General features: G+C 42.0%; 21 protein-coding genes and 1 tRNA gene. 11 read left to right on the forward strand and 11 right to left on the reverse strand.

The features are described 5' to 3' along the window. The first annotated feature begins 290 nt into the window (after positions 1-290). The 3 genes from ACM0OT_RS08280 (at position 291) to ACM0OT_RS08290 (ending at position 3261) form a co-directional block, all read left to right on the forward strand. Positions 291-938 carry a sigma-70 family RNA polymerase sigma factor gene (locus ACM0OT_RS08280; protein WP_414563894.1) on the forward strand — a complete coding sequence of 216 codons (648 nt, stop codon included), beginning with the start codon at positions 291-293 and terminating at the stop codon, positions 936-938. Between the two features lie 161 nt (positions 939-1099). Then, positions 1100-1807 (forward strand): hypothetical protein, encoded by a 708-nt coding sequence (locus ACM0OT_RS08285; protein WP_414563895.1) that lies wholly within the window; start codon positions 1100-1102, stop codon positions 1805-1807. A gap of 185 nt (positions 1808-1992) precedes the next feature. Beyond that, on the forward strand, positions 1993-3261 hold the full coding sequence (locus ACM0OT_RS08290; RefSeq protein ID WP_414563896.1) for a tetratricopeptide repeat protein: 1269 nt from the start codon (positions 1993-1995) through the stop codon (positions 3259-3261). A gap of 60 nt (positions 3262-3321) precedes the next feature. On the opposite strand, the gene ald is transcribed toward ACM0OT_RS08290, so the two are convergent. Further along, a complete protein-coding gene (gene ald, locus ACM0OT_RS08295) occupies positions 3322-4413 on the reverse strand; it encodes an alanine dehydrogenase (protein ID WP_414563897.1) in 1092 nt (363 codons plus the stop codon). A gap of 345 nt (positions 4414-4758) precedes the next feature. Here ald and ACM0OT_RS08300 point away from each other — a divergent pair, with 345 nt between their 5' ends. From ACM0OT_RS08300 to ACM0OT_RS08315, 4 genes are all read left to right on the forward strand, one after another. Further along, positions 4759-4929, forward strand: a complete 171-nt coding sequence (locus ACM0OT_RS08300; protein WP_414544957.1) for a chlorophyll a/b-binding protein — start codon at positions 4759-4761, stop codon at positions 4927-4929. Positions 4930-5210: 281 nt separating this feature from the next. Beyond that, entirely contained in the window at positions 5211-5504 is a 294-nt protein-coding gene (locus tag ACM0OT_RS08305; RefSeq protein WP_414563898.1) for a hypothetical protein, read from the forward strand. 134 nt (positions 5505-5638) lie between these two features. Then, a complete protein-coding gene (locus ACM0OT_RS08310; RefSeq protein WP_414563964.1) occupies positions 5639-6655 on the forward strand; it encodes a WD40 repeat domain-containing protein in 1017 nt (338 codons plus the stop codon). A gap of 113 nt (positions 6656-6768) precedes the next feature. Then, complete coding sequence (locus tag ACM0OT_RS08315) at positions 6769-9873, forward strand: PAS domain S-box protein (RefSeq protein ID WP_414563899.1); 3105 nt, start codon at positions 6769-6771, stop codon at positions 9871-9873. Between the two features lie 41 nt (positions 9874-9914). Here ACM0OT_RS08315 and ACM0OT_RS08320 read toward each other — a convergent pair whose 3' ends face one another. The 4 genes from ACM0OT_RS08320 to ACM0OT_RS08335 all read right to left on the reverse strand — a co-directional run bounded on the left by ACM0OT_RS08320 (position 9915) and on the right by ACM0OT_RS08335 (position 14455). Beyond that, complete coding sequence (locus ACM0OT_RS08320; protein WP_414563900.1) at positions 9915-10442, reverse strand: DUF4168 domain-containing protein; 528 nt, start codon at positions 10440-10442, stop codon at positions 9915-9917. A 443-nt stretch (positions 10443-10885) separates the two neighbouring features. Next, the gene (locus tag ACM0OT_RS08325) at positions 10886-11506 is read right to left on the reverse strand and encodes a cytochrome c oxidase subunit 3 (RefSeq protein ID WP_414544953.1); all 621 of its coding nucleotides are present in this window, start codon (positions 11504-11506) and stop codon (positions 10886-10888) included. A 109-nt stretch (positions 11507-11615) separates the two neighbouring features. Further along, the gene (gene ctaD / locus ACM0OT_RS08330; RefSeq protein WP_414563901.1) at positions 11616-13307 is read right to left on the reverse strand and encodes a cytochrome c oxidase subunit I; all 1692 of its coding nucleotides are present in this window, start codon (positions 13305-13307) and stop codon (positions 11616-11618) included. A 50-nt stretch (positions 13308-13357) separates the two neighbouring features. Continuing rightward, positions 13358-14455, reverse strand: coding sequence for a cytochrome c oxidase subunit II (locus tag ACM0OT_RS08335; RefSeq protein ID WP_414563902.1), 1098 nt, complete (start codon positions 14453-14455; stop codon positions 13358-13360). A 416-nt stretch (positions 14456-14871) separates the two neighbouring features. Here ACM0OT_RS08335 and ACM0OT_RS08340 point away from each other — a divergent pair, with 416 nt between their 5' ends. Then, positions 14872-15855 (forward strand): COX15/CtaA family protein, encoded by a 984-nt coding sequence (locus ACM0OT_RS08340; protein ID WP_414563965.1) that lies wholly within the window; start codon positions 14872-14874, stop codon positions 15853-15855. Positions 15856-16231: 376 nt separating this feature from the next. Beyond that, positions 16232-17185 (forward strand): heme o synthase, encoded by a 954-nt coding sequence (locus tag ACM0OT_RS08345; RefSeq protein ID WP_414563903.1) that lies wholly within the window; start codon positions 16232-16234, stop codon positions 17183-17185. 139 nt (positions 17186-17324) lie between these two features. On the opposite strand, the gene ACM0OT_RS08350 is transcribed toward ACM0OT_RS08345, so the two are convergent. The 3 genes from ACM0OT_RS08350 to ACM0OT_RS08360 form a co-directional block, all read right to left on the reverse strand. Beyond that, entirely contained in the window at positions 17325-18149 is an 825-nt protein-coding gene (locus ACM0OT_RS08350; protein ID WP_414563966.1) for a lysostaphin resistance A-like protein, read from the reverse strand. Between the two features lie 371 nt (positions 18150-18520). Further along, complete coding sequence (locus ACM0OT_RS08355; protein ID WP_414546033.1) at positions 18521-18958, reverse strand: AbrB family transcriptional regulator; 438 nt, start codon at positions 18956-18958, stop codon at positions 18521-18523. Positions 18959-19705: 747 nt separating this feature from the next. Then, on the reverse strand, positions 19706-19897 hold the full coding sequence (locus tag ACM0OT_RS08360; protein WP_414563904.1) for a hypothetical protein: 192 nt from the start codon (positions 19895-19897) through the stop codon (positions 19706-19708). Between the two features lie 608 nt (positions 19898-20505). Between ACM0OT_RS08360 and ACM0OT_RS08365 the strand changes: the two genes are divergently transcribed. Beyond that, on the forward strand, positions 20506-21510 hold the full coding sequence (locus tag ACM0OT_RS08365; RefSeq protein WP_414563905.1) for a succinate dehydrogenase/fumarate reductase iron-sulfur subunit: 1005 nt from the start codon (positions 20506-20508) through the stop codon (positions 21508-21510). A gap of 19 nt (positions 21511-21529) precedes the next feature. On the opposite strand, the gene ACM0OT_RS08370 is transcribed toward ACM0OT_RS08365, so the two are convergent. From ACM0OT_RS08370 to ACM0OT_RS08380, 3 genes are all read right to left on the reverse strand, one after another. Next, positions 21530-22057, reverse strand: coding sequence for a TolB family protein (locus ACM0OT_RS08370; RefSeq protein ID WP_414563906.1), 528 nt, complete (start codon positions 22055-22057; stop codon positions 21530-21532). Positions 22058-22192: 135 nt separating this feature from the next. Then, entirely contained in the window at positions 22193-23566 is a 1374-nt protein-coding gene (locus tag ACM0OT_RS08375) for a hemolysin family protein (RefSeq protein ID WP_414563907.1), read from the reverse strand. A gap of 145 nt (positions 23567-23711) precedes the next feature. Then, complete coding sequence (locus tag ACM0OT_RS08380) at positions 23712-24413, reverse strand: hypothetical protein (RefSeq protein WP_414563908.1); 702 nt, start codon at positions 24411-24413, stop codon at positions 23712-23714. Positions 24414-24618: 205 nt separating this feature from the next. On the opposite strand from ACM0OT_RS08380, the gene ACM0OT_RS08385 reads away from it, so the two are divergent. After that, a tRNA-Ile gene (locus ACM0OT_RS08385) sits at positions 24619-24691 on the forward strand. Positions 24692-24777: the final 86 nt, after the last annotated feature.

Consider the following 24777-nt stretch of genomic DNA (forward strand, 5'->3'; position numbering starts at 1 on the left):
AATTTTTGACTTTTTTTTATGTCTTGATAAAAATTTAATACTAACAATACATGTATTATTGTCTATTTTGCTTATGCAATTAAATTATTTTTTTGTATATTTGGCATAAGCTTTATTTTAGAAAGATAAGTTCTTTGCTAGAAAATCACTTAATTAATACCAAAAGACATACATAATCAAAATTAAAAGCAAGTAGGTAACAAGGAGCAAAGGACTTTATTACTATATGAATAATAATTTTCAAAGCGTAAACGTATCTGGACTAAAAAATTAATTTTGTCTAATAAATTATGCTGTTAGAACAGGAAACTTTGTCTTCTTATCAAGAAGTTCTGCTCAGGTTGGACTATCGCCAGAGATTAGAAAAAATTGCCCGCAAATATACGAAAGGAACAGGTTTATCTTGGGAAGATGCTTTTCAGATAGCCAATTTAAAAGTTTTTTTAGCCTTTCAAGCAGGAAAGTTTAGGCAAGGAAGTGTACAACAGTTTTATTACTGGGCTATTGCTGTAGCTAGATGTGTAATTATTGATTCTGTTCGTAAAGAAAATCGGCAGCGGTGCCAGAGTTTGGATGATAATATTCCAGGGACAAATATATCTTTATTAGATACAATTCCTGATGAATTTTGTACATTAGATGCAATAGAGCGTGCAGATTTAATTTTGAAAGCTCTAGAGTCTATTTATCAACTTGATCAATGCTATCCCAGTCGAAATTATCTTAAATTATGGAAAGGAAAAGTTGATGGTAAAACGCAAAGTCAAATTGCTGCTGAATTAAATATTAGTCAGGGTGCAGTATCCAAGAGATGGCAAGAACTTTTAGGGCGTATTACTGAGTTATTAGGACTATCAGAAATTCAAGAAATAAAGGATAACCTGCAAAAAAAATGCCATCAAAATCTAGTCAATCATCGCTCAGTAAAGCAATGGTAAGTCAATAATTTTTTAGATGATAGCTTGATTATTAATCGACAATCATTATTGGGTAGGTGTTGTGTTGACTTACTTACTACTAATTTTTGATATATCCCATCTAAATGGAATGGCAAAAAACTAATTTTTCTCATTAAATGTTGTTTTGTTAAAGTAAGAAAATGCGTATAAATTTGAGTGAATTATTTTTAAATAAACAAAATAATAATACCATAGTGCCACAACCTGGAGAAATTTGGCAAGTAAACTATATAGTACGAAGTCCTCTAAATTTTACTAGTCAAGAGCAACAAATTTTGTACTCCTCCTTGGCACGAAGTTTTTTGACAGGTAACTCACCACCACGTTATGTAATGATTGTCAAAGAACCTGATAAATCTGTAGCTGAAGATATAGAGAAGCAGTGGTTGATTGTTTATGTGATGTTACTATCAGTAGAAACCGATTATATTAGTAATATAGATTTGTTGATTCCCGCTAAAATATCAGGATTAGAAAAAGATTTATTGGCGGAAACTTGGCATATTATTCCTGCACTAGTTTGTAATTTAATAAAGCCAGTTGGAAAACGACTGTCTCGCCAGATTTATGAATATTTACTATCTGTTAGAGACTATCATTATGGTTTGCTTGCTCAACTGCCGACAATAACGGAAATTCAGCAATTGGAGTTTATACATAAAAGCGTACACTCTATAAATGACTCTAAAATTCAAGATTTTTATCAAGCAGAACAGGACTGGAGTGATGTATTGACAGTGCCAGTAGCAGCTTACTATACTTACTGGAAAAGTATAAGCTTGACAAATGTAATTATAAATGAAGCCTTGCAATTAGAACAAGACTTGAAACTTGATATTGAAGGTTGAAAATTAAATACTATTGGTATCTTGCTAAGTGCGATAGCGAAGCTGACCAAAGGTATCGCTTGTATATTGGATGAGAAATTACCAAAACCGCTTAATTTGTTTGATACCAATTCTGGATGAAATATTTAATATGTAATAAGTAGTCGATAAAATGGCTACTCAGCTAGATTTGTTGGGAATCAATTATGAGTGATGAATTTTATCATCGGGGATTGGCTAAGGCTAAGGAAAAAGACTACGCAGGCGCTATTGAGGATTTTAACCATTGTTTACAACTGACTCCTTATTTTCCTGAGGCCTTTTTACACCGGGGTTTGGCTTATTATGATTCAGGTGCTATTCACCAAGCTGTCTCAGATTATACTGAAGCGCTGAGATTGTATCCCCAGAGTCCAGAAGCTTATTATTGTCGGGGTTTAGCAAGGTTAACACTGAAAAATTTGCCGGGAGCGTTAGATGATGTAGATAATGCGATTCGCCTGAATTACCATTATGCGGCTGCTCATAGTCTGCGGGGGACGATACGGCGTAAACAAGGATTTATTCAAGATGCGATCGCTAGTTTTAAAAAGGCGGCAGAATTATATTTAGCACAACAGGATACGGAAAATTGTCGTCTGTGTCTGGAAAAAATTAAACAGCTACAACCGCCACTAAAACCTGTAGTACAAACAGTGAATATTACTAGTGCGCCCATATTATCTACAAACGCATATTTTAGACAGTTATTAGACAAAGCCGAAAAGGGAGATACACCAGAGGCGATCGCAGATTTAAACTGGTTATTACAAGCTGATCCCCAAGATGCCCAAGCTTACTGCTGTCGGGGCGTGGTACGCTGCAAAATGGGAAAATATCGAGAAGCGATCGCGGATTTTAATCAAGCTATATTATTAAATTTTCCCGATGCTGTAGTCTATCGCAACCGAGGTAAAGCCCGTGCGCTATTGGGAGATCATCAAGGGGCTATGGCTGATTTTAATCAAGCACTGAAAATTCAACCCCAGGATGCTTTAGTATACGTTGCTAGAGGTAATGCCTATCGCACATCTGGCAATTATTTAGATGCCATTCAAGATTACAGTCAAGCATTGAAAATACATCCAGATTATGCTCAAGCTTACTACAATCGCGGCATCGCTTATGCTTGTTTAGAAGAAATGCAAAACGCCATAGCAGACTATCAGCAAGCAGCGAGTATTTTCTGTGAACAAGAAGACTGGGAAAATTACCACCAAGTATTAGAAAGCTTGCAAAAAATCCAGAAATTTAGCCCTGAGTCAAAACAGCAAAACTATAAATTGCTGCGTCAGCGACTTTTACGGATGGTAGGGGGATATTGGGAAATTGCCCAACGATTAATTGACCAAAAACAAGAATATCATCCGGGGATGACAGATGAGTGGTATTTGCAAAAAGTTATCGATGATTTAGAACGCGATCGCGGCCGATAAAATAAAGTATTTAAAAGTAAGCGCTTTAGCTCGAAAACGCTTACTACAGATTTTTGTTGATTAACTAACCAAATCAGGAAACACCTCTTGCACAGCCGGATGTACCAAGCGATGATTTTGCACATTCAAGCCTTTAGCTAATGCGGGGTTAATATCCAGTGCCTTGATTCCTAAATTTGCCAACTGCACAACATAAGGTAAAGTACTGTTATTAAGTGCTTGGGTAGCTGTCCAAGGAACTGCGCCGGGCATATTAGGTACACCATAATGCACCACACCCTCTTCGATGTATACAGGATTAGTGTGGGATGTCACATGTAAAGTTTCCACACAACCGCCCTGATCAACTGCAACATCCACAATTACTGAACCAGGATGCATTTGTTTGACCAATTCACGGGATACTAGTATTGGCGCTCTTCGTCCTGGGACTAAAACAGCACCAATGAGTAAATCGGCTTCTTTGATGGCAGCTTCGATATGGGCAGAGTTGCTGTAAAGCAGTTCCACTCTAGAGCCAAATAAGGTTTCTAAATAGGATAAACGCTCGACATTCACATCTAAAATTTGCACCATCGCACCCATGCCTACGGCAATTTTAGCTGCTTCTGTACCAACAACACCGCCGCCTAAAATTACTACCTTGCCTGCTTTGACACCAGGGACACCGCCTAATAGAACGCCTCTACCACCTTGCTGACGTTCTAAAAATCTCGCCCCAAATTGTACTGCTAGCCGACCAGCAATAATACTCATGGGAGTCAACAAGGGTAGTTTGTTAGCACCAGGTTGTTCTACGGTTTCGTAGGCGATCGCACAAGTGCCACAATCAATTAAATGCTCAGTTAAATTGCGATCGGCTGCTAAATGCAGATAAGTAAATAATATTTGCCCTTTTTGTAAAAACTTATACTCACTAGTTAGGGGTTCTTTGACTTTAACAACTAACTCTCGATGCCAAACTGCTTCTGGTGTAGTAACAATTTCTGCCCCAGCTTCTTTGTAATCATCATCTGTAAATCCCGCACCACTACCTGCTTGAGTCTGAACAAAGATCACATGACCATTCTCTCGCAGCACCCGCACGCTAGAAGGACTCAACCCTACCCGAAACTCTTGATCCTTAGTCTCCTGAGGAACGCCGATTTCCATGTATCGCCTCTAATGATTTTTTTGTTCAACTTTAGCCTGCCAGTATTTAGCTTGCACTTCCGTATTAGGGATAGCTAACTACCAAACCATCTGTATTAACTCCATTATTGAAGCTGTAAACTCTTACCCTTGACTATTCCCCCAGTCTTTCTACAATATATAAAGAATAATTACAAAATGTTAAAAAGTGTGGGGATAGCTTTCTTAGGTAAAGCGCCTGTCACGTATCCTGGCATTCCCGCCCTAGCATCAGCCTAAAAGTTACCGAAGTTATGAGTAAAGACACTCTCCAATCATAACTTTTCACTAATCAAGTCCCGTTTGCCGAGTAAAGGTTTTGAAAAAATGACACAAACACAACCAACGATTACGCCCAAATTAGAAGAGCCTAAGTTTGGCTTTAATGAATATGCTGAACGCTTGAATGGTCGAGCTGCCATGATTGGTTTTTTATTAATGGTGGTAATTGAGTACGTCACCGATCAAGGTGTGTTATCATGGCTCGGTCTCAAATAGCCCTGCTATAAAGCATCAGGCTTGAAGTTGTAAGCTATTAATTAGAAGAGTTTGAACCAGCTGGAACAACTAGCTGGTTTTGACCGTATCAATACCTAATAGCAAAACAGTGTTACTGTTAACTTAAACTTGCACATCATACCTGCAAGCAGGTTAAATACAACTGCCCCTACTGAAAAAATCTCATATTTCTTTAGCTGGTGATCATCAGCAGGGTAGTTAATGTGTAAGGTGTTCTCAATCAAGTTAAACATCAGGTAATCTGGACAAACCAATTTGTGATGAATGCTGTATTACCTCGTTTTTTGAAGTCAACTTATAGAAAAGACCCCATAATCAGCGTATTAATGACGATGGGTGTGGTAGATGCGCTGATTGGGGGACTCGATGATAGTTGGACATTATTCGCCTTTGGCTTGGGCATGGCTGGAATCAGTCTGGGCTTTAAGTTGTGGCGTATCCAACAACGGCAACCCCTGCCAGATGAGCCTGTAGTCCAACATTACTTGCCTTCTCAATCATCTAGTCCGACTCTGCCCATGCTGTCGATTTCTAAGAAAAAACCACCGCGATAAATCCGGCCCAGTGCCGTTAAGGTAGCAGGTCAATTGGATTGGCGTCACTATTCAACAAGAGAGGAAAGCGAGTGAGGAGTGAGGGAAAAAACGGGAGCAATTCTATACGGCACCCGTCTGTTATTTTGGCATTGATGGCAGCGATCGCCATACCAATAACTATCTGGCAAGGATTTTCCGTTTATGCGGCTCATGCGGCGGTGGAAATCATCCCCAACTCCCCACTGAGAAACACAATTGCCAATCCACAACTGCTTCACACCTTCAGTGGACACAGAGGTAGCGTCAAATCTTTAGCCTTTAGTCCTGATAGTCAAATTCTTGTCAGTGGTGGTGGTGATAACGAAGGCGTAATTCGATTGTGGAATCCCGCCACAGGCAAAAGGGTGGCGAATATTAACAAAGCACACAAAACAAGCATCGAGTCTTTGGTAATTTCGCCCGATGGACAAACCCTAGTTAGCTGTAGCACCGACAACACCATTAATCTGTGGAATCTCAAAAATAATCAATTTAGTCGCTCTTTTGTCGGACATAGCAGCCATGTAATGTCTTTAGCTGTATCTCCAGATAGTCGTGTTCTTGTCAGTGGTGCTTTAGACGGAATACGCATGTGGGATTTGCTACAACAACGCCCACTAGCTACTTTAGTCCGGTTTAATAATTCCATTCATACACTCTCCATGAGTCCGGATGGTCAGACTTTAGCTAGTGGTGACAGCAAAGGTGCGATTAAGCTATGGAACTTGACAACTGGTGAATTAATGCGTGAATTTACGGGGCATTCTCAGACAGTTACAGATATATCTTTTACGCCAGATGGAGCAAACTTAGTCAGTGCCAGCCGCGATCGCACAATTAAAATTTGGCCTTTAACCTCAGATGCACCAGTCCGCACCCTGACAGCACACAATAATTGGGTGAATGCCATCGCCATCAATCCCAATGGACAAACTTTAGCGAGTGCGGGTAGGGATGGCATTAAAATATGGAATTTATCTACAGGGGAGTTATTAAATACACTGCGAGGACATACCGACTGGGTAAGTACCGTCGTCTTTAGTCCTGATGGGCAAATTCTCGCCAGTGGTGGATTTGATGGCAAAGTGAATATCTGGGGATTACAGCCCAACGTGATCACAGAGCAATAGCAAAGCCCTACTAAGTAAATATTAAACCCAAACCTCTGTCCTCAGGCAGATCCTGATTATATAGTAACTCCAGTTGAATAGAAGAAACCGTGTACGTATACGGGTGAATCTTCATGAAACGCGATATCACTGGTAAGTTTGTTAGCAATTGGGACTCAGAACCGAAACAACGAGTTAGTGTATCTCTTACCAGTACAGCGTGGCGATTACTGGATGAGGAAGCTCAAAAACGCGGAATTTCTCGTTCAGAAGTAATTGAACACATTGCTCGTAGTCTGGGAAATGATACTGACGGTAGTGGTGAAAACACGGTGCTACAGCAACGCATTGTAGAGCAGCAACAGGCGATCGCCACCTTAAAGTGTCAACAACAAGAATTAGCCGCCATCCTGGATAATGCTCCAGATATTATTAGCCGTCTTGATATTAACTTTCGCCATCTTTATGTCAGCCGTTCTATAGAAGCAGCCACAGGTATTCCCGCAGAGCAATTTATTGGTCAAACCAACGCTGAACTAGGAATGCCAGAAGAAATTTATAGCGGTTGGTATAAAAATTTGCAGCATGTTTTCGCCACAGGTCAGGAAAAAACTTTTGAATTTAGTTTTCCGACACCCACAGGTTTACGCTGGTATCAGTCACATATCGTCCCGGAATTTGCTAGTGATGGTTCTGTCAAAACCGTACTGAATATTGCCCGTGATGTTACGGATTATAAACAGATTGAGCAGGCATTACGAGCAAGTGAAGAGCGCTTGCAACTCGCCCTCAAGGTGGGACGCATGGGAACATGGGACTGGGATTTACAAACTAAGAAAATAGTCTGGTCGGCAGGTCACTTTAACGTCTTAGGTCTGCAACCTTATGAATGCGAACCCAGTTACCAAGTTTGGGCAAGTCGGGTGCATCCCGATGATTTAGTGGAAACCAAGGCTAAACTTCAGCAAGCCAAACGCGAACAGAAAGAATATCATCACAAATATCGTCTGCGTTGGTTAGATGGCTCTATTCACTGGGTAGAAGTGAGAGGACAATTTATTTACGATTCTCAAGGAAATCCTCTACATTCCATCGGTGCTGTGGTTGACATCACTGAGCATCAGCAAGCTAAAGCAGAACGGGAAAAACTGCTAGAACGCGAACAAATTGCCCGTACTCAAGCCGAAACAGCACAACGCCAACTGGCAACTATTTTTGAAACATCCCCTGTGGGAATTGGTTTATTAAATGCCCAGCAGCAATTTGTGGCTATTAATGAAGCCTTAGCGGAAATTAACGGACTTACCCGTGAGCAACACTTAGGGCATTCCATTGCCGAAATTTTTAGTCAATATGATGCCAATTTAGTGGCAATATTTCACGACATTTACACCACAGGCCAGCCTTTTGTTTCACCTAACTTTGCTGTTAAAACTCCAGGACGTAGCGATCGCCAACCCGGATACTACAATGTTTACTACTTGCCAACAAAGAACTCAAATAATCAGGTAGAAGAGGTTTTAGTTTATGTCGTAGATGTAACTGAGCAAGTCCGATTAGAGCGCGGTCAACACTTTCTTTCAGAAGCCAGCGCAGTTTTAGCATCCTCCCTCGATTATCAAATAACCCTGGAACAAGTAGCACATCTGGCAGTACCGGAGTTGGCCGATTGGTGTACAGTGCATATAGTGGCAGCAGATGATTCTATCGAGCAGATTGCTGTAGCTCACATCGACCCGGCTAAACTACAATGGGCGCAACAAACCAAAGATAAATATCCTCTAAACCCAGATGAGCCTCGCGGTGCGGCATTTACATTACGAACTGGGCAGTCTGATATCTTACCAGATATTCCTGATGAATTGCTTGTCCAAGCAGCCCGTGATCCAGAACATTTAGAAATTTTGCGGCAAGTTGGTTTCAAATCGGTCATGACCGTACCATTACGCACCAAAACACGAATTTTTGGGGTAATTTCTTTTGTCTCAGCCGAATCTGGGCAACGATATAGCCAGATGAACTTGCAACTAGCAGAAGAGCTAGCTTACCGTGCTTCCTTAGCCATTGATAATGCTCAATTGTACCGGGTAGCTCAACTTGCTCGTACCAAAGCCGAAGCCGCTAATCGAGTTAAAGACGAGTTTTTGGCTGTACTATCTCATGAGTTGCGATCGCCCCTCAATCCCATCTTAGGTTGGACAAAAATGCTCCGGACTAAACGGTTAGAGTCCACCAAAGCGGAGCAAGCCCTAGAAACCATTGAACGTAACGCCAAGCTACAAGCGCAACTAATTGAAGATTTATTGGATGTCTCCCGCATTCTCCAAGGCAAAATGTCTTTAAACATTGCTCCAGTGAATCTTATTTCCACAATTGAAGCAGCCCAAGAAACAGTAAGACTCGCAGCAGAAGCTAAAAGCATTTACATCCAGATCACCCTCAACCCAGTTTCTGGAAACGTTTTAGGTGATCAAAACCGCTTACAACAGGTTGTGTGGAATCTCTTGTCTAATGCTGTGAAGTTCACGCCATCTGGAGGGCGAGTTGAGGTGCAACTACAGCAAGTTGGTACCTATGCTCAAATTCAAGTCAAAGATACGGGTAAAGGCATCAGTCCGGAGTTTTTACCTTATGTATTTGAATACTTCCGCCAGGAAGATGGTACAACTACCAGAAAATTTGGCGGCTTGGGATTGGGGTTGGCTATCGTCCGCCATTTTACGGAATTACACGGTGGAACTGTTGAAGCCAGCAGTCTAGGTCACAATTTAGGGACAACATTCACTGTCCAGCTACCATTAAACCTAGTTGAGCCAGCGCTCTCTGCGGATGTCAGCCATGTAGAAAGTGAGACACACTTAGCAGGTGTGCAGATCTTAGTTGTGGATGATGATGCGGATATGCGAGAATTAGCAGACTTCATCTTGACCCAATCTGGTGCCCAAGTAACCACAGCGGCTTCAGCTGCCCAAGCATTAGGAATTTTAAATCAGTTTATTCCTGCTTTGCTATTGTGTGACATCGGGATGCCAGAGATGGATGGCTATTCCTTAATTCGCCACATTAGAAAATTGCTTCCCCAAGAGGGAGGGAATATCCCCGCGATCGCACTTACTGCTTATGCCGGAGAAATTAACCAACAGCAAGCCTTAGCTGCTGGATTTCAAATACATCTGCCTAAGCCTGTAGCACCAGAAGATTTAGTGCAGGCGGTTTTTAAATTAATTCGTAATTTATAAAGTCATTGGCCCCTAGTATCAGTGACCAATGACTAAGGTAATTAATTCTTCTGATTATTTTGGAGCAGCTGTTGTACCTGCTGTTGTAAAGCTGGGTTTCGTTGAACAGCAGCTACTATCTGACTGAATCGCTCTGGTTCTATGCCCCCAGACCGAACTACTTGCTCTTGTTCAGAAAAGGTTTCCCGTTGAATTGACTGGATTTGAGTAACTACTTGGTTAAAGGATTGCTGCTCCTCTGGAGTCACTGGTGTAGACGGTTTAGCCTCTGGTGACTGCTGGGCTTGAACAAGTTCTTGAAAACGCTCTACGCTGAGATCAGATTTTTCAATCACTTGTGCGAATTTCTGTTGAGCTGTTTGACCAATTTCCTGCAATCTCGGAATGACGTTGGCAAATTGTTGCAGTTCTTCTGGACTAACAGCTTGTTCGGGAGATTGTTGAGTTTGAGGAGCTGTTGGCGCTGGCGTACCTTGAGGTTGTGCTTCTGGAGCTTGTGCTAGAGCCGAAAGATTGCCTGCAAGCAAAAAAATAAAAACAGAGCTAACTTTCAAAAGTTGCTTTAACATAATTATTTCTTCCGTGAATATTACTCGTTTTGCATGAGCAAGGAAAATGTTTTTCAAAAAATCAAGCTTGTTGAATTTTTCCTCAAAGATGCACTAAATAATGGATGTGACAGCAAATACTTCCCTTTACCGTTTTATTAGTAGCCTGAGAACACCATCTACATTGGGTTTCCGCATAGCTTAATACATCTTTACCCATTTTTGCAAGGTTTAAATAAAACCTTCTTCGTTGTTTATGGAAATAGATAATTCCGGCTCTGCGTCAGATTTTCACAAGATAATCCAGCAATAGCAAAATATTTATCACCTATAAGATAGGTATAAAAATCTATCTTTTGAGATCAGACATGTAGCACTAATGGCTGATTTTTAGGACAGAAAAAAACCCCCTTTTGGGGGCTTATTTAGTTATTCGCGTGGAGTGAACAACTAATAATGAATACTTAAAGTAAATACAGTAATCCGAACAAAATAATCCAAATCACGTCCACAAAGTGCCAGTAGATTTCCGCAGCTTCAATGCCAAAGTGCTTTTCGTTACTGTAGTGACCCGGAACGCGCGATCGCCACAACACCGATGCGATCGCTAAAACGCCAATGGTAACGTGGAGTCCGTGAAACCCAGTTAAAACATAAAATGCACTGGCAAACAAATTGGTAGTTAAACCAAATTCCAAATGGGCGTATTCATAAACCTGACCAAATAAGAAAACAGCACCCATCAACGCCGTAATAGCCAACCAAATACGCATACCCTTGACATCATTTTTTTTGATGGCGGTATCAGCATTGTGCATCACAAAACTGCTAGCAATCAGATTGACAGTATTAACACCGGGTAGCAAAAGTTCTAATTCTGGTGTACCTTCTGGGGGCCACACAGGTAAGGTAGAACGGAAAGCTAAATAAGCTCCGAACATCCCCAAAAAAATCATTCCTTCAGCAATCAAAAATACCACTAACCCAAACAGGCGATGATCTGGATGTGCTTCATGATGAGCATCTGCTGTTGCGGGATGATGATTTAGTTCAGTTTTCGCTGGGTCAATTATTTGACTTTGCATGAATCTTTAAAAATGTAATGGGGACTGGGGATTGGGGATTAGGGATTAGGGATTAGGTAAGATTTTGGTGATAGCCAGAAGTATCTCCCCTCTGCTCCCCTGCTTCTTCTCAGACACCAGACTCAATAGTCGGGTACGGTTCATCAGGTTTGGCGCGTAATACCGCTTCAGTATCAACTTCTTTGTGACTGACGCCATAGTCGTAAGGCCCTGTAGTTAATACTGGCAGTTGTTCAAAATTCTCAATTGCCGGTGGGGAAGTAGTCATCCACTCTAGGGTGAGTCCCCGCCAAGGATTGTTGGGCGCTTTTGGCCCGTACAACCAACTCCAAACCGCGTTGATGATAAAGGGTAATGTAGAAATCGCCAGAATATAAGACCCGTAGGTGCAGATTTCATTTAATGAGGTGAATTTGGGATCATATTGAGCAATCCGGCGGTTCATCCCCATCATTCCCAGCTTGTGCATGGGTAAGAAGGTCATATTCAGACCGACAATGGTTAAAACAGCGTGAACTTTACCCCAAAATTCGTTCATCATCCGTCCCGTCATTTTCGGGAACCAGTGGTAAATAGCGGCAAAAATTCCTAAAACGCTACCACCAAATAACACGTAGTGTAAGTGTGCCACTACGAAATAAGTATCATGAACGTGAATATCAAAAGGAACTGCGGCTAACATGACACCACTGATCCCACCAATAACGAAGGTTCCTAAGAAACCCATGGCAAATATCATGGGGGAATTTAGGCTGATTTTGCCACCCCAAATAGTTGCCAACCAACCAAAAATTTTAATTCCTGTGGGTACGGCAATAATCATGGTGGTGATCATAAAGAACATCCGTAACCAACCAGGGATACCACTGGTAAACATGTGATGCGCCCAGACAATTAGCCCTAAGAAACTAATAGCTAAAGATGAATAGGCGATCGCCTTATAGCCAAAAATCGGTTTACGGGCATGAACTGGCAAAATCTCCGAAATTGTCCCAAAAAACGGCAAAATCATGATGTAAACCGCTGGATGGGAGTAAAACCAGAACATATGCTGGTAAACTACCGGGTCACCCCCGCCAGTGGGATTAAAAAATGTTGTCCCTGCCAATAAGTCAAAGGAAAGGAGAATCAGCGCCCCTGCTAGTACTGGTGTAGATATGAGTACAAGCGCCGAAGTTGCCAACATCGACCAACAAAACAAGGGCATTTGATGCACTCCCATACTGGGGACACGCATCTTCAACAGGGTAACGATAAAGTTAATCGCCCCCAAAATCGAAGATGTACCCAACAGCAGCACACTCATAATCCAAATGGCTTCACCCACTTGACCTGTAACCAAGCTCAAGGGGGGGTAGGAAGTCCAACCAGCATCAGGCGCATCACCCACCGCTAAACTAGCGATTAGCAATACACCAGCCGGGGGGATCATCCAAAAAGCTACAGCATTGAGGCGGGGAAATGCCATATCTCTCGCCCCAATCATCAGGGGAATCAGATAGTTAGCAAATCCTGCCCCAGCTGGCACAATCCACAGGAAAATCATGATTGTGGCGTGCAGTGTAAAGAGGCTGTTGTAAACTTCTGGAGTGACAAAATCTACTTCTGGTGTACGTAGTTCCGTCCGCACCAAGTCAGCCATGACGCCGCCAATGCAGTAAAAAACAAACGAAGTGACTAGATATTGAATCCCAATCACCTTATGGTCGGTACTGAAACCAAAAAAGTCTCGCCAATGTCTTTCCTCTGGTTCTTCATGAACCGGGATATTGGCAGTTTCTTGCAACTGAGTTTGTGTCATAGAAATTAATTATCAGTTATCAGTGAGCAGGCTGCTCACTGAGTTGCTGACTAGTGGTGATGAGCAGTGTGAACATGATTTAGCATTTCTGGCTGTATTCCCATGTCCTTGGTGTAAGGAGCGAGAAATTCATCTGGGGATAGATCCGCAGGGTTAACGGCCACGGCTTGATTTAGGGTTTCGTTGCTAGCAACTAATTGCTCTTGCATCCAAGCTTCATAAGCTTCTTGGGTTGCTTCTACTACTACTTGGGTTTTCATGGCACCGTGGTAGGGGCCACAAAGTTCAGCGCAAATTAAGTCGTAAGTACCAGCTATTCTGGGTGTAAAACGAATCTCGCTTTGTCTACCAGGAATAGCATCCTGTTTCAAGCGAAACTCTGGTACCCAAAAAGCATGTATCACGTCGTTGGCTGTCATGTTGATTTGGACTTCCCGACCAACGGGAACATGTAGTTCACCTGTGGTGATACCTGTATCAGGATAGGTAAACAGCCATGCATATTGTAGACCAGTGACGTTGACCCGTAATTCGGGTGGTAGACCTGCTTTTTCTGGACTACCCCCAATGGTGGGCGCAACACTACCTACACCGGGAGCATCTCGTTTTTGGGGAATTTGATCGGCATTACGCACTGCGGCTGTGGCTGGGTCTTGCATAGCCTCATCAGATTTTTCTTGATTGAGGTTTGTCCCTGTGCTGGGAGGCGTATCACTCAAGGTGGCAGCGATGGCAGCCCCTGGCATTGTCATCGATTCTTGAGTAATTGGGGCTTCATGCACAGCGTGGGGATCAAAGCCACCGATGTCGTTGTACACCTCAAAGCTATAAACAGAAATACCGATAACGATAATTGCAGGGATCGCTGTCCAGAGTATTTCTAAAGGCACATTACCTTCAATTGCTGGCCCGTCGTCATTGTCACCTGCCCGCCGACGATATTTAATTGCAGAGTAAATTAAAATACCTTCGACAAGTAGAAATATGCCTGTGGAAACGATCATCATTGTGTTAAACAGACCATCCACTAACAGGGCTTCATCTGTGGCGGCTGTAGGTAACAGACCGTGATTTTGACCGTACCAAAGGCTGACAAGCGTTAGTACGATGCCAATTAGTAGTGTCCAGATGGAACTTGGAATCTTCACGGTTTACTTAAATAAATTTACTACGTTATCTCTATGCTACTCACTTACTAAGGTAGTGCAGGTAGTGAAAGATAAAGTCTCATGGTCTGAAATTTTTATTAATTTTTGCCGCTAATTTACTAATTTTGAGTACAAGAGATTTATTAGATACTGCCAAGAGTAGATGTAAATCAGTAAAAATCAGTGAAAAAATTTAATAAAGAATTTAGATTAGCAAAATTAATGGTTATTGATCAATTGCTGACAACTTAAAAAATACCTAAAGCTCAAGCTAAAAGTAGCTAGAGTGATCCAAAGTATAAGTGCAAGCCAATCTTTTCAACTCTGGTTCATACGCTAGGGTGTATATAAGTCGGTAGAAAATTGCAAATTTTAAGAGAAGCTCAACCCAGAGCGGGCGTAAGGTACTGTTCATGATGAACGAATTTGTCCTAGAACAACAAAATGAAGCGGCAACTCAGCAGCGACAGCCCAAGGAAGTGATTCGTCGCTTGGTGTGGAAAATGTGCATAGCCACCTTGATTTTGATGGCCATAGGCAGTGCCACCCGCGTGATGAATGCTGGACTTGCTTGCCCAGACTGGCCATTATGCTATGGAGAACTGGTGCCGGCAAAACAAATGAATCTCCAAGTGTTTTTGGAATGGTTCCACAGACTAGATGCAGGGTTGATTGGGTTAAGCGCGATCGCCCTCGCTGGTTTATCCTGGTGGCATCGTCGTTTTCTACCTAATTGGCTCCCTTGGGCATCTACATTTGCCCTGTTTTTAATTGTCTTCCAAGGCATTTTGGGAGGACTCACTGTGACTGAATTGTTGCGGTTTGATATTGTGACTGCTCATTTGGGAACAGCGTTGTTGTTTTTCACCACCTTACTGATTGTTGGCATAGCCCTAACTCCTTATAAGGGAACTGGAACCGTGGGTAAGTTACCTTGGGTGGGCTTAACTGCTGCTATCTTGGTTTACTTGCAAAGTTTACTAGGTGCCTTAGTTGGTTCTCGTTGGGCATTACACCAATGTTTTGGTGATTCTCAGCTTTGCAGTGTGATGTATAGCCATATTTTTGGCTTGGTACCACCAACTGTGGCTACCTTGGCAGTGGTATTTATCTCCTGGCGCACACCAGCACTACACCCAGTTTTACGCAGGCTGGCAAATATGTCTGGTATGTTGTTGCTGTTACAAATTTTGTTGGGAGTTGCCACTTTCCGATTACATCTCCAAGCCGAGCCGCTGACAGTTTCTCACCAAGTGGTAGGAGCTACTTTGCTGGGTACGTTAGTGGCTTTTACGGTGCTAGGGCTACGTGACTGTAGCTCGGCCCGGGAGATCAATGCTTATCCTGTGGGTGTAACAGCAACTGTGACGAGTACACAAGTAAATGGAACGAATTTGTAAGTTAACTCAACTGCATTTCTCCATTGCTGTAATCACCATGATGACTAATGACTAATGGCAATTAGCTGTTAGCCATGAGCCATTTAGTGATGAAGTAACTCAATATCACATCTAGCAACAATCCCTAGCAACTAGAGTGGTGGAACCCGACAAACCAAAATTGCCTGTACCCCTAAAAAAGTCTCGACTTTCTGAGTCAGTCTGAGCTGGGAAAATGGGGGAGCAGGGGCAGATTAGTAAGCAACATCTTCCTGATCTTCCCTATCCTCCTCATCTTCCTCATCTTCCCTGAGCTTCAGTAACTATACTTTAATGTCAACTCAGTATCAGCCGGGGCTGCATAGAAGTTGTTGAAAAATAAGGAACTAGAGTCAACATGATTGAGACTAATGTCTCTCGCCACCACCAAACATTTCTCCAAGTCATCCACAGCTACTATCAGCTCACAAAGCCCCGGATTATTCCGTTGCTGTTGATTACTACAGCTGGCAGTATGTGGATTGCTGCTCAGGGACAAGTAGACCCATTGTTGTTGCTAGTAACTCTTACTGGTGGCACTTTGGCTGCTGCTAGTGCCCAAACCATTAACTGTATCTATGACCGGGATATTGATTATGATATGGAGCGGACGCGCCATCGTCCTCTACCTTCCGGTAAGGTACAGCCACGGGATGCACTAATTTTTGCGATCGCCTTAGCTGTAATGTCTTTTACATTACTGACAGTATTCGCAAATTTACTGGCTGCGTGTCTAGCATTTTCTGGCATCATCTTTTATATTTTGGTCTACACCCACTGGCTAAAACGCCACAGCACCCAAAACATTGTTATTGGTGGGGCTGCTGGAGCAATTCCCGCTTTAGTGGGTTGGGCTGCGGTGACAGATACTTTAAGCTGGGCAGCATGGTTAATTTTTGCCATTGTCTTTTTGTGGACACCTCCTCATTTCTGGGCCCTAGCACTGATGATTCGGGATGACTACGCTAAAGTTGGCATACCTATGCTGCCTGTGGTTGCAGGTGATACGGCCACAGTCAGGCAAATTTGGTACTACACACTGGTGACAGTCGGTGCGACTCTGTTACTGGTTTATCCTTTACACGCCAGTGGATTTGTCTATGCGGCCATTGCAGTAAGTTTGGGTGGATTATTTATCCATAAGTCTTGGCGCTTGTTGCAAAACCCAGAGGATCGCACTGTAGCCAGAGAATTATTTCTGTATTCCATTTCTTACATGATGCTGTTGTGCCTGGGTATGGTAATTGATAGCCTCCCCATTACCCATAGTCTGATGAGTGCGGTAATCAGCCAGCTGCATTTTATTAGCTAAATGGATCATCTGGCGATCGCGTTGGCTATGATGGCGCGATCGCACTTAGGATGAAAAGTTTTCAGAAAATATAGGTTGGTCGTAAATGCTTTAGTGAGCATTCAAAGGGTTCCAAGAACTAGAGCCTCTAACTACAAAATTAATATTCAGACAACAACCACAGAATTAATCCAGTAACCAATACACAAATAATTCCCGCCGCTCCAGCGAGGGGTTTTTTATTTTTGCCAGTGAACCACTCCGACGTTTTACCGGTGTAAGTAATTAGTCCTGCGGTATCTACAGTAGCGATCGCCCAGATCAAGGCTGCATGTAGTCCCCACGCTATGCCCAAACTACCGCCATCAGCAATCCTGGCTAACACCAGCATGATTCCCATTAGCCATAATCCAGGGATTTGGGGTATGGTTTCACGCTGTTCCCAAACCAGGTGTAATAGAGCAAAAATTAAGCTAGAAAGTGCTACTGCTACCCAAATAGGATAGTCACGTTCTAATTCAGTTAACAAAAAACCACGAAAAACTAACTCTTCTATACCTCCAACCAATAACGCTATCAATAAAATGGTTGGCAAGATGGATGGTATTAAGTTGATATTAGACTTTTCTAAATGGCACCAGCCCAGCCAAAATTGGCAGGTAAACATCATCGCTAGACTAATTACTCCCAACCCAAAACCCAGTGCTAAGGAACCCAGCAGCGAAAGATTTCCTGCAAAGCCGTAATCTGAGAAAGATTGATCAGTTAGCCAAATAACTCCCCAGAGAACTAGGGGAGCTAATAAGTAAAGTGACACTAATAAGGGTAATTTCTGCTCTGATTGTAAAGGTTTACCGGGTCGCCAATGAAGTGCGTTAGCGGAGCTTACCGAAGGTATCGCTATTATTGTTGCTATTGGTAACCAGCATCCTATCCAGCAAACAAAAAAGGCCACCACTACAACTAGTCCTGATGCATCTGCCATCAATACTCGTAGGGAGTTGATTGATGGTTCCAAGTAATTTATCAAAATAGACACAAAAAAAACACGATAGACTTCTTGCTTATTATTCAAGACTCTACTAGAGTCTGTAATTTTTGCAAGCGGTCTAATCGCATTTATACGTAACAAAATTCTTCAATAGAATTGCTAATTTACTGTCAGAGCCAGAATAAGTTTTGTAGAAAAATGCCAAATGTGGAATGTAACAGGCAGACGATTAAGACCACCAAATGATAGATTTAGTGGTGTCTGGAAATCATCTATTGGCCCATCAGTTGCACAGAACTGATGCTGAATTCTGGCGACTGACTCCTAAATTATTTCTTGTTAACTTATCCCGACGCGCAGTAAATTTACTCTTCGTCTTCCAAATCTTCGTCTGATTCGTCAATGTCTACATCATCTGGGGTTAATTTTTTATCAGTTTCACCGAGTTGAATCAAGTGAATGTGCTTATATCCCAGTCTGATTTCAAACTCATCTCCAGGTTTTAAGTTCATGGCCTTGGTGTAGGTAGCACCAATCACAATTTGACCATTTTGATGAACGCTCACTCTATATGTCGGTTCACGACCACGGCCATCTTTTGGTGCTTCTGGACTGAGGGGAATTCCTCTAGCCGATAGCAAAGCATCATAAAAATCTGTCAGATTGACACGAACCTGATTATTTTTAGTAACAGTGTAATAGCCGCATTGCTTGGCTCTTTCTCGACGTGGTAAATTAGAAAGTTCTTTTACCTTAGCAAGCAGTGCTTTTCCAGTTAATGGTGCGGTTGCAGTTTCAGTCATTATGCTCAAGTTTTCCTTACTCTCTCCAAACTGATAAACAATGTTGTCTCATGGCAGTATTTGATTTTTTATCATCTGCACAGAGATACTCACACCCCTAGGGTGAGAAGTAAATTCCTACTGATAGGATGAGCTACAAATGCCTATATTATGATTACCCACAACATATTAAACGTCATGGTTGTCACAGGCATTAATTTCGGTGATTTTACGGCACTTTTAACGATTATTCGCCATCAGAAATAAATTTTTTTTTCTTTTGGCGCTACTGTAGCAGGGTGACTTACAGCCACTTTTACAACTTGTTAGAGTTCTACTACAAATAAGTCGTAGACCCAATAAATTGTGGGCTTTCTACTTCCAGTGCTTGTCTTTATTGCCCTTGAGTTGTAAGGCTTTCCTTACTCTCCCTCCTAAGCTTAGGACAGCTTAGTATTTAAACAGGGTCTGACGGATATTCACCTTTTATCCTGCCTGTAGAGACATGAAATTTATTGTCTCTACATTACGAATCAACAAAGCAGCATTAGCCGCGCTTATACGGCTATTGATACTGGATTTGTTACTTCGTAATTTTATATTAAATACTAGCATGGACTAATAATAGCAAAATTATTGTTTAGTTTTAAAATTAACTTGCGCGTAAAGTTTTATCTAAATCTCTGGACTTAGGGAGGCAAAAAGCGCTGAGGATTTTCCTTTTGCTTTATTATCCTAGAGAGTATTGCCGCATGACTTTTATAAAAATTAATCTAAAATTAGACGAGCAGTTTTGAAAATTGAGTTGAATCCCAGATTTTCTTGATTGAACACAGACAAAAAGTAGTAAGGATTGACTTCCCGGCTGATTGTCATGAGACAAAAAGCGGTAAGGTATTTTAAACGTCTGTCTTGGGGAAGAATAAATTTATCTACATCTTGCAAATGCTTTATTGCCATGACCAGATATTTATCATTTATATAGTAATCCGGTTTGATTCTTAAATTTATTTGCGTGTCACCGAACAGAGAACAGTTAAGAAAGTATGATCTGTACTTAGTTTCGTAAACCCAAAGTACAGGCTACGCTAAGAAAAATCAAATAGGAGTCCTACCATAACCAAAAAATCTGCTTTCATGACTATATGAGGGATTTTCCTAGCAATACCACTAAATACTGTTGACATCAAGATTTATTGAGAAGCATTGGTGCAGTTAGTTAGGTTAGATATATTCACTAAGCAGCAGATCAACCTTAGTCGTTCTCCTGTGATCCACTTACTTGTCCTTGCGGCTTCAAACAGGCAAATTGAACACGAAGCCACAATTACCTTTTTTGGCGTTTGGGTTTGAATATTCAGACTAATCTCTGCTACTGGGCTTCTTCAAAACAAATTTTAATGGTTATCCTTAAACTAGAATCAGTTGCTCTTTTATCATCAGCCTCTTAATACCTGGTTCTGAATTAAGGGCAACAACAGTATATTTAGCAGAATTTTTGCAATCGTCTGCCTTAACTCAAGGTTTTTCAGGCTGGTAATGCAATTTTAAGTCTTTGGTTGGTAGTAATGGAAATTCTATTTAAGATCATTCGGCAGCAACAAAATTCCTCTCCTGTTGTAAAAACTTATCTGTTAGATGCAGAACCTGGTAATACAATCTTGGACTGCCTCAATCAAATTAAGTGGGAACAAGATGGAACGCTGGCATTTCGCAAAAATTGTCGAAATACCATTTGTGGTAGCTGTGCTATGCGAATCAATGGGCGTTCGGCTTTAGCTTGTAAAGAAAATGTTGGCAGTGAACTTGCCAGATTGGAACAAATATCTGCTACGGCAAATCAAACAAAGACTATTTCGGAAATTACAATAGCTCCTCTAGGTAATATGCCTGTGATTAAAGATTTAGTCGTAGATATGAGTACTTTTTGGGATAATTTAGAGGCTGTAGCTCCTTATGTGAGTACCGCAGCACGACAAGTCCCAGAAAGAGAGTTTTTACAAACACCATTAGAGCGATCGCGCCTCGATCAGACTGGCAATTGTATCATGTGTGGTGCTTGCTACTCTGAATGCAATGCCCGTGAAGTTAATTCAGATTTTGTCGGGCCTCACGCCTTAGCCAAGGCTTATCGCATGGTCGCCGACTCTCGTGATAGTGAAACTGAAAATCGCTTAGAAAATTACAACAAAGGTACTAAAGGAGTGTGGGGTTGTACCCGTTGTTTTTACTGTGATTCAGTTTGCCCAATGGAGGTAGCACCATTAGAGCAAATCACTAAAATTAAACAAGAAATTCTCGACCGTAAACAAGCCGACGATAGTCGCTCAATTCGCCACCGCAAAGTATTAATAGAGTTAGTCAAAGAAGGTGGTTGGATCGATGAACGTAAATTTGGCATCCAAGTAGTGGGTAACTACTTTCGAGACTTGAAAGGATTACTCAGTCTTGCACCCTTGGGCTTGCGGATGATAGCCAGGGGTAAATTCCCATTATCCTTTGAATCGTCCCCAGGAACTCAACAAGTGCGATCGCTCATTGAATCTGTGCAGGCTGAGGAGATTGAGGAATAAGCCTCTAGCCTAAGCGCCTCTAACGCGGATCTTGAGGAATATTCAATGGTTGCCCAGAACGCTCATAAACTAAAACATCCCATTGCCCATTGTTACTATACTCAAAAGCAATCCTGCTACCATCAGCGTTAATAGTAGGGTGGCGAACTTCTGCTTGCAGGTTACCCGTTAAATTTCTGGATTGGCGTGTTTCTCGGTCATAGAGAAAAATAGTTGAACGGCCTTGACGACTAGCAGTAAAAACAACATAACGACCGTTTTCAGCCACACTAGGATGAGAGGCGATGGTATCTAAAGAATTTAAACCTGGTAAATCAACCAAACTACGTGTCAGCGTATCAAACATATAAACATCTTGGCTACCCCGGCGATCGCTCGTAAACACAATATACCTCCCAGAAATTTGGGGATTGAGTTCTGAAGCCAGACTGTTAAGACCGCGACCACCAGGATCAAAAGGATAATTAACTAGGCGGGGGTAGCCAACACAGCCACCTAAAAAACTCACACTAGCAAACACAAGTATAAAAATAGTTCTATTAGTCATTAGTCATTAGCCCTTCGGCTACGCTCAGGGTAAATCAATGGTCATTAGTCAATGTCAAGAGGCTAACAACTAATAATTAATCACAAATAATACATACTTTTCTCGCCATCTCCCTCATTTCCCTCATATTCCTGATCACTCTGCCTCCAAGCGTCGCACCTGAATTTGATGCAAGCGTGGGCCGACGGCTGATGTTATGGTAAATTCAAGATTTTCATAGTGAAATATTTCATCTTTAGTGGGGATTTTCTGTAATTGGTACAGCACAAAACCTCCTAAGGTCTGATATTCCTTGGTTAGAGGCAAATTGAGATGCAAAACTTCATTGAGGTCTTCTAAGTTAATCTGGGCTTGCACTAAAAAAGTTTGCTTATCTAACATCTCAATCAGTAAGTCATCACTGTTATCAGGTTCGCCAGCGTTGCCGATAATTTCTGCAATCACATCCTGGATGGTTACCAATCCCACAGTGCCACCAAATTCGTTAACTACTATCACCATTGCGGGTTTCTCTTGCTGCATCATCGGCAAGAGTTCACTTAAAGGCGTGTGTTCTGGTACAAATCGGGCAGGACGCATCCAAGGTTGGATATGTACTTCTGGAGTCAGTTTTCCCATGGCCAATGGTTGTGCCAAGTCTCGAAAATACACTATACCGCGAATATCGTCTAAAGATTCGCCAATGATGGGATAACGTGAGTGACCAGCAGTGATCATTTCCTGAAGTAAGGTCTGGAAAGTGGCATTTTTGGGTAAAGCTACAATGCCCGTACGAGGAATCATCACATCTTGGGCCATCACATCCCCAAACTCAAACACATTGTTGAGCAATTCTCGCTCTGAAAGTTGTAAACCAGTAGATTCTCGTTCAGTAGAAATAATTAGTTGCAATTCTTCAGGAGTCACAGGCGATCGCCAACTTTGTCCAGTGTATTCGATGCCAAAAAGCCGCAGCAGAAAACTGGTTGATTGGTTGAGAACCCAGATGAAGGGGCTGAAAAAGCGCATGATTGCTTTTACCGAGGGCCCCAAAAATCTTGCCAGATCCTCTGAGTAAAGCATCGCTACTGATTTAGGACATAGTTCACCTAAAACAATTTGTAGATAGGTAATCAAGAAAAAGGCGATGGGTATTGATAGGGAATGAGCGATTAAATTACTCATCCCTGTAGGTAAAGGCCAAGATTTTAGCCATAGATCCACCAGTACGGCAATGGAACTTTCGCCGATCCATCCCAGGGCCAAACTAGAAAGGGTAATACCCAACTGAGTTGTAGATAATAGTCTTTCGATACTACGTTGTAGTCCTTCAACAGCGATCGCCGGAATGTCACCAGCTTGCACCAGCTGATGGATGCGCGATCGCCTGACATTCACCATGGAAAACTCTGCCGTCACAAAAAAAGCATTGATCGCAATCAGCAACAGCACTGATAACAATCGCAGCCCCACATCCGTCCAAATTAAATTAGAAAAACCACTCACAGCCAAAGTTCGTGTAAAACTCACGCTCCTATTTTGGGCATTGGGCATGGAAAAAAGGCAGAGGTGCAGGGGTAGGGTGTAGAACAAAGAAGAAGCAGGCGTGAGCATAGTGAGCCAATATCACAATTTTTCTTCCTGATCTTCCTCATCTCCCAATCCCTAAACCTACCTACCTTTCTACAGGAACATCCAACACCTCTAGCTTCAGTTTTTGAGCGGGATAATCTGTCAAAGACAGGGATATCTTATTCACATCATCCAGTAAAGCTGTGGGAATGATCACCGTGCCAGAAACTACTGGGCCATTTGCAGGCAATTCAGCTGGTAAACCTTCTGTACTGGCACTCAGGGTTCGTCCTTTTTCGTCACTAACATCTAAAAAACTATACAAGAAACGCACAGAATCAGCACCTTTATTCTGCATATTCACTCTCATGAGTAAATCACCACCAGAGTAACGAACAGATTGCACCGCAAAAGTTACGCCCTCACTTTCAGCAGTCACAGGAAAACCAGGTGAGAATTTTTCTGGCACTACTGCTGGAGGTTGTTCTTGGGGCTTTTGTCTACTGCTGTTGGTTTCTTCATCATCTTCCTCTAGCTTCTCTGATTTAGCAGCCTTGGTCTTGCCTTCAATCCGAGCCTTAACAATTTTTAATATTTCGTCTTCTTTCAATAATGCCACCCCTAACTGTTGAGAGCCATTTGTCCGACTGCTAGGAAATTTGCTGGTAGGGCGACCATCTGGTGTGCTTACACCTTTGAGTGCCGAACTCCCCATCTCGAAACCCAAAAGCGCACTCACAGAACCTGCTCCCAGCATCAGGACTAACAAAATTAAAGTCAGAAGTACAGTGGAATTTATTTTCATCGCTGATTAAGCTATTGCAAAAAAAATGCTGGTCTATTTTAAGCGTATTGAATATTAAAAGCATTGAGGCTTTGTACCTCAATCTTTAAAAGAACTTAATTAATACTAGTCTGCACCATTTCCCAGAAAACATGTTGTATAAAATCTCATAAAATTTATTTGAGTCTACACAAGACTGTAAAATTACGCTATAGTTTATATTCGACCAGGGTTGGCCGAGCGGTTGAGGCAGCGAACTCATAATTCGCCCAAGGCAGGTTCAACTCCTGCACCCTGGATTATTTGAGTGCTGAAAGCTGAGGACAAAATACTTGTCTCTATTACTCTACGGACTAATTTGGACTTCCGCCTTTTAGTACTAGTC

Source organism: Anabaena sp. CCY 9613 (genome assembly GCF_963920895.1).
In the GTDB taxonomy this organism is placed as follows: Bacteria; Cyanobacteriota; Cyanobacteriia; order Cyanobacteriales; family Nostocaceae; genus Cyanocohniella.

Coding starts and splice junctions, on each gene's coding strand:
- ACM0OT_RS08280 (WP_414563894.1), top strand. CDS start 291: ATGCTGTTAGAACAGGAAACTTTGTCTTCTTATCAAGAAGTTCTGCTC.
- ACM0OT_RS08285 (WP_414563895.1), top strand. CDS start 1,100: ATGCGTATAAATTTGAGTGAATTATTTTTAAATAAACAAAATAATAAT.
- ACM0OT_RS08290 (WP_414563896.1), top strand. CDS start 1,993: ATGAGTGATGAATTTTATCATCGGGGATTGGCTAAGGCTAAGGAAAAA.
- ald (WP_414563897.1), bottom strand. CDS start 4,413: ATGGAAATCGGCGTTCCTCAGGAGACTAAGGATCAAGAGTTTCGGGTA.
- ACM0OT_RS08300 (WP_414544957.1), top strand. CDS start 4,759: ATGACACAAACACAACCAACGATTACGCCCAAATTAGAAGAGCCTAAG.
- ACM0OT_RS08305 (WP_414563898.1), top strand. CDS start 5,211: ATGAATGCTGTATTACCTCGTTTTTTGAAGTCAACTTATAGAAAAGAC.
- ACM0OT_RS08310 (WP_414563964.1), top strand. CDS start 5,639: ATGGCAGCGATCGCCATACCAATAACTATCTGGCAAGGATTTTCCGTT.
- ACM0OT_RS08315 (WP_414563899.1), top strand. CDS start 6,769: ATGAAACGCGATATCACTGGTAAGTTTGTTAGCAATTGGGACTCAGAA.
- ACM0OT_RS08320 (WP_414563900.1), bottom strand. CDS start 10,442: ATGTTAAAGCAACTTTTGAAAGTTAGCTCTGTTTTTATTTTTTTGCTT.
- ACM0OT_RS08325 (WP_414544953.1), bottom strand. CDS start 11,506: ATGCAAAGTCAAATAATTGACCCAGCGAAAACTGAACTAAATCATCAT.
- ctaD (WP_414563901.1), bottom strand. CDS start 13,307: ATGACACAAACTCAGTTGCAAGAAACTGCCAATATCCCGGTTCATGAA.
- ACM0OT_RS08340 (WP_414563965.1), top strand. CDS start 14,872: ATGAACGAATTTGTCCTAGAACAACAAAATGAAGCGGCAACTCAGCAG.
- ACM0OT_RS08345 (WP_414563903.1), top strand. CDS start 16,232: ATGATTGAGACTAATGTCTCTCGCCACCACCAAACATTTCTCCAAGTC.
- ACM0OT_RS08350 (WP_414563966.1), bottom strand. CDS start 18,149: ATGGCAGATGCATCAGGACTAGTTGTAGTGGTGGCCTTTTTTGTTTGC.
- ACM0OT_RS08355 (WP_414546033.1), bottom strand. CDS start 18,958: ATGACTGAAACTGCAACCGCACCATTAACTGGAAAAGCACTGCTTGCT.
- ACM0OT_RS08360 (WP_414563904.1), bottom strand. CDS start 19,897: ATGGCAATAAAGCATTTGCAAGATGTAGATAAATTTATTCTTCCCCAA.
- ACM0OT_RS08365 (WP_414563905.1), top strand. CDS start 20,506: ATGGAAATTCTATTTAAGATCATTCGGCAGCAACAAAATTCCTCTCCT.
- ACM0OT_RS08370 (WP_414563906.1), bottom strand. CDS start 22,057: ATGACTAATAGAACTATTTTTATACTTGTGTTTGCTAGTGTGAGTTTT.
- ACM0OT_RS08380 (WP_414563908.1), bottom strand. CDS start 24,413: ATGAAAATAAATTCCACTGTACTTCTGACTTTAATTTTGTTAGTCCTG.